The organism is Oerskovia sp. NPDC056781, from assembly GCF_042789955.1.
GTDB classification, from domain to species: domain Bacteria; phylum Actinomycetota; class Actinomycetes; order Actinomycetales; family Cellulomonadaceae; genus Oerskovia; species Oerskovia rustica.
Map to the genome: position 1 here is coordinate 1 of NZ_JBHUAD010000323.1, position 3,530 is coordinate 3,530.

Below are 3,530 nucleotides of genomic sequence, written 5' to 3' on the forward strand. Positions count from 1 at the left end.
ACCCTCGCGAGGGTCGCGCCCGTCCTGCTGTCTCGTCCGGCGCCGGGGTCCTGCCGGGCCGCGAGGTCAGCGCCCCGTGCAGATGGGGTCAGCGCCCCGTGTAGTTGGGCGCCTCGACCGTCATCTGGATGTCGTGCGGGTGCGACTCCTTGAGCCCGGCCGGCGTGATGCGCACGAACTTGCCACGCTCCTGGAGCTGCGGGATGGTGTGCGCGCCGACGTAGAACATCGACTGGTGCAGGCCACCGACGAGCTGGTGCGCGACGGCGCCGAGCGGGCCGCGATAGGGCACCTGTCCCTCGATGCCCTCGGGGACGATCTTGTCGTCGCTCGCGACGTCTGCCTGGAAGTAGCGGTCCTTGGAGTAGGACACCTTCTTGCCGCGGGAGGCCATGGCCCCGATCGAGCCCATGCCGCGGTAGAGCTTGTACTGCTTGCCGTTGACGAACACGAGGTCGCCGGGGCTCTCGTCGCAGCCCGCGAGGAGCGAGCCGAGCATGACCGTGTCCGCGCCCGCGACGAGCGCCTTCGCGATGTCGCCCGAGTACTGCAGGCCGCCGTCGCCGATGACCGGGACACCGGCCGGACGGCACGCGAGCGAGGCCTCGTAGATCGCGGTGACCTGGGGGACGCCGACGCCCGCGACGACGCGGGTCGTGCAGATCGAGCCCGGACCGACGCCGACCTTGACGCCGTCCGCCCCGGCGTCGACGAGCGCCTGCGCGCCCGCGCGGGTCGCGACGTTGCCGCCGACGACCTGGACGTCCTTGAACGCCGGGTCCGCCTTGAGCTTGCGGATCATGTCGAGCAGGAGGCGCGCGTGGCCGTTCGCGGTGTCGGCGACCAGGACGTCCACGCCGGCCTCCGCGAGCGCGGTCGCACGGGCCCACGCGTCGCCGAAGAACCCGATCGCGGCGCCCACCCGCAGACGACCCTCGCCGTCCTTGGTCGCCCCGGGGTACTGCTCGGTCTTGACGAAGTCCTTGACGGTGATGAGACCGCCCAGTCGGCCCTCGGCGTCGATGAGCGGGAGCTTCTCGATCTTGTGCTTGGCCAGGAGGGCGGCTGCGTCGTCGCGCGCGATGCCGATCGGAGCCGTCACGAGGGGCATGGGGGTCATGATCTCGAACACGCGCCGCTTGGCGAAGTCGGCGGGGTTGACGAACCGCAGGTCCCTGTTCGTGATGATGCCGACGAGCGTGCCGTCGGGCTCGACGACGGGCAGACCGGACACCCGGTACTGGCCGCACAGCGCGTCGAGCTCGGCGAGCGTGGCCTCGGGGCCGACCGTGACGGGGTCGGTGATCATGCCGGACTCGGACCGCTTGACGAGGTCGACCTCCTTGGCCTGCGCCTCGACCGACAGGTTGCGGTGGATGATGCCGATCCCGCCCTGGCGGGCCATCGCGATCGCCATGCGCGACTCGGTCACGGTGTCCATCGCGGCCGACAGCAGCGGTGCGGACATGGTGATCTCGCGCGTCAGCCGGGCGGTCGTGTCGACCTCGCTCGGGATGACGTCCGTCTCGTTCGGGAGCAGGAGGACGTCGTCGTACGTCAGTCCGGTGAAGCCGAAGGGGTCGTGTGCGGGGGCTGCGAGAGAGTCGGTCACATCAAGATTCTACGCTCAGGGCCTCCTGCATATTCCCGGCCGTCCCGCCACTGGGACAGCCGGGTGACGGCCGGGAGACGGCCGGGAGCCTGCGCGTGGCGCAGGTCACCGCACGACGGCGAGGGCCTCGTGGAGCAGTCCGGTGAAGCTGCGCACGCGCTGGACGGTCGAGGCGTAGGGCAGGCTCGCCGCGGCCTCGTCGTTCGCGAGGCCCACGAAGATCGGCAGGTCCGGGTTGGCCTCGTGCAGGGTGTGCACGACGTCGAGCACGGGCCTGGGCTGCATGGTCACCACCGCGATGGCCGCTGGGCGGACCATGGTGACGAGCTCGAGCGAGCGGTGCGCCGTGGCCGAGCCCGTGACGATACGCGCCATGGCCCCCTGGGCGCCGAGCGCCGCGGCCAGGGCGTGCGCCGCGAGCGGCACCTGCTCCCCCGGGGCGGCGAAGATCAGGACGATCCGGCGCATACGGCTCGGGTGGTTGGGCGGCGGACCGCCTCCCGCGACGAGCGCCTCCTCGGACGCGTGCGTGTACTCGCGCAGGGCGGCGAGCGTCGCGTTGGAGAACACGACCTCGGGCATCTCGCCCGGGGACGCGAGGAACGTGCGCTCGGCGATGCGGTGCAGTGCAGGCTCGACGAGCGTCGACCACCAGTGGCCGGGGTCGGTGCCGGGGGCGATGCGCAGGAGCTGGTCGCACTTCTTCTGGTCGAACGCGATGGCGGCGTCCACGACGTCGGACACGCTCGTCGGGCGCGGAGCACCGAGACGCACCGGCTCGTCGTCGGCCGTCCGTGGCACCGAGCGCAGGAGCCGCACGCCGCCGGACGGGGTGTCGGCCGCCGGGGAGGGGGCCTCGCCCGGCTCGGGGTCGCCGTCGCCGTCGTCGGAACGCTCGGTGCTGTCGGCGTCGTCGGTGTCGTCGCTGTCCCCGACCTCGATCTCGAGGGCCAGCTCGTCCTCGTCGGCGTCGAGCGCCGCGCGCGCGGCGTCGACCGGGGCGACCCCCTCGAGCGTCAGGCGACGCATGATGACGAGGCGTGCGACGTCGTCGGCGGTGTACCGCCGGTGGGAACCGGCGGTGTGCTCGGAGGGCCCGAGACCGTACCGACGGTCCCAGGTGCGGAGGGTGGCCGGGGCGACGCCCAGCCTCTTGGCGACGGCCGCGACGGCGAGAGCTGGTGCCTCGGTCGCCTTCCGTCGGGGCCCGCCGGGGTTCGGGGCGGACCGGAGTGAAGTCATGCACCCGATTCTGCCGACCGGTCCAGCCGCTCGCCACTTCGGACGCGGCGTGTCTCAGTCCGTGATGACCGGATCGACTGAATCACTCCTGAAACGAGTGCGGTTCGCGTCACTCCTGACGCAAATCGATGCAGACCACCAAGAACCGGTTCACGAAGTTGCCCACGTCAGCCACTTGAACAACTTCTGCAACGCTTGTAGGTTGTGCTCCATGACAGAGATCTCGAGGCTCCCCGGACCGGTCATGGAACTGTGGGAATGGCAGTACCAGGGCTCGTGCCGCGACCAGGACGACACCCTGTTCTTCCACCCGGAGGGCGAGCGAGGCTCGACCCGACGACGACGCGCCGAAGCGGCCAAGGCGATCTGCGCCTCGTGCCCGGTGATGATGCAGTGCCGCGAGCAGTCGCTCAAGGTCCGCGAGCCCTACGGGGTCTGGGGCGGCCTCAGCGAGGACGAGCGCGCCGCGATCCTGGCCGGCGTCGCGAAGACCAGCTGACGGGTCGTCCCGTCGGTCCGCGTCCCGTCGGTCCGCACCGCGTAGACCGCACCGCGCAGTCCACACCTCGCAGACGTGCCGCCACCGTCGGCAGCCGTCAGCCGTCAGTACCCACCACACGTCCCCGGCGCCCGCGCCGGCCTCGAGATCCCGCCGGCACCGGACACGACGAAGGGC

3 protein-coding genes are annotated in these 3,530 nt (G+C 71.5%); 1 reads left to right on the forward strand and 2 read right to left on the reverse strand.

Going from position 1 to position 3,530, the window contains the following annotated elements:
- Nucleotides 1-88 precede the first annotated feature (88 nt).
- Both guaB and ACFRCR_RS17780 read right to left on the reverse strand, forming a co-directional pair.
- Nucleotides 89-1,612 carry an IMP dehydrogenase gene (gene guaB, locus ACFRCR_RS17775; RefSeq protein WP_377679417.1) on the reverse strand — a complete coding sequence of 508 codons (1,524 nt, stop codon included), beginning with the start codon at nucleotides 1,610-1,612 and terminating at the stop codon, nucleotides 89-91.
- 105 nt (nucleotides 1,613-1,717) lie between these two features.
- The gene (locus ACFRCR_RS17780) at nucleotides 1,718-2,854 is read right to left on the reverse strand and encodes a MerR family transcriptional regulator (RefSeq protein ID WP_377679419.1); all 1,137 of its coding nucleotides are present in this window, start codon (nucleotides 2,852-2,854) and stop codon (nucleotides 1,718-1,720) included.
- 211 nt (nucleotides 2,855-3,065) lie between these two features.
- On the opposite strand from ACFRCR_RS17780, the gene ACFRCR_RS17785 reads away from it, so the two are divergent.
- Nucleotides 3,066-3,353 carry a WhiB family transcriptional regulator gene (locus ACFRCR_RS17785; RefSeq protein WP_377679421.1) on the forward strand — a complete coding sequence of 96 codons (288 nt, stop codon included), beginning with the start codon at nucleotides 3,066-3,068 and terminating at the stop codon, nucleotides 3,351-3,353.
- Nucleotides 3,354-3,530: the final 177 nt, after the last annotated feature.

Coding starts and splice junctions, on each gene's coding strand:
- ACFRCR_RS17780 (WP_377679419.1), bottom strand. CDS start 2,854: ATGACTTCACTCCGGTCCGCCCCGAACCCCGGCGGGCCCCGACGGAAG.
- ACFRCR_RS17785 (WP_377679421.1), top strand. CDS start 3,066: ATGACAGAGATCTCGAGGCTCCCCGGACCGGTCATGGAACTGTGGGAA.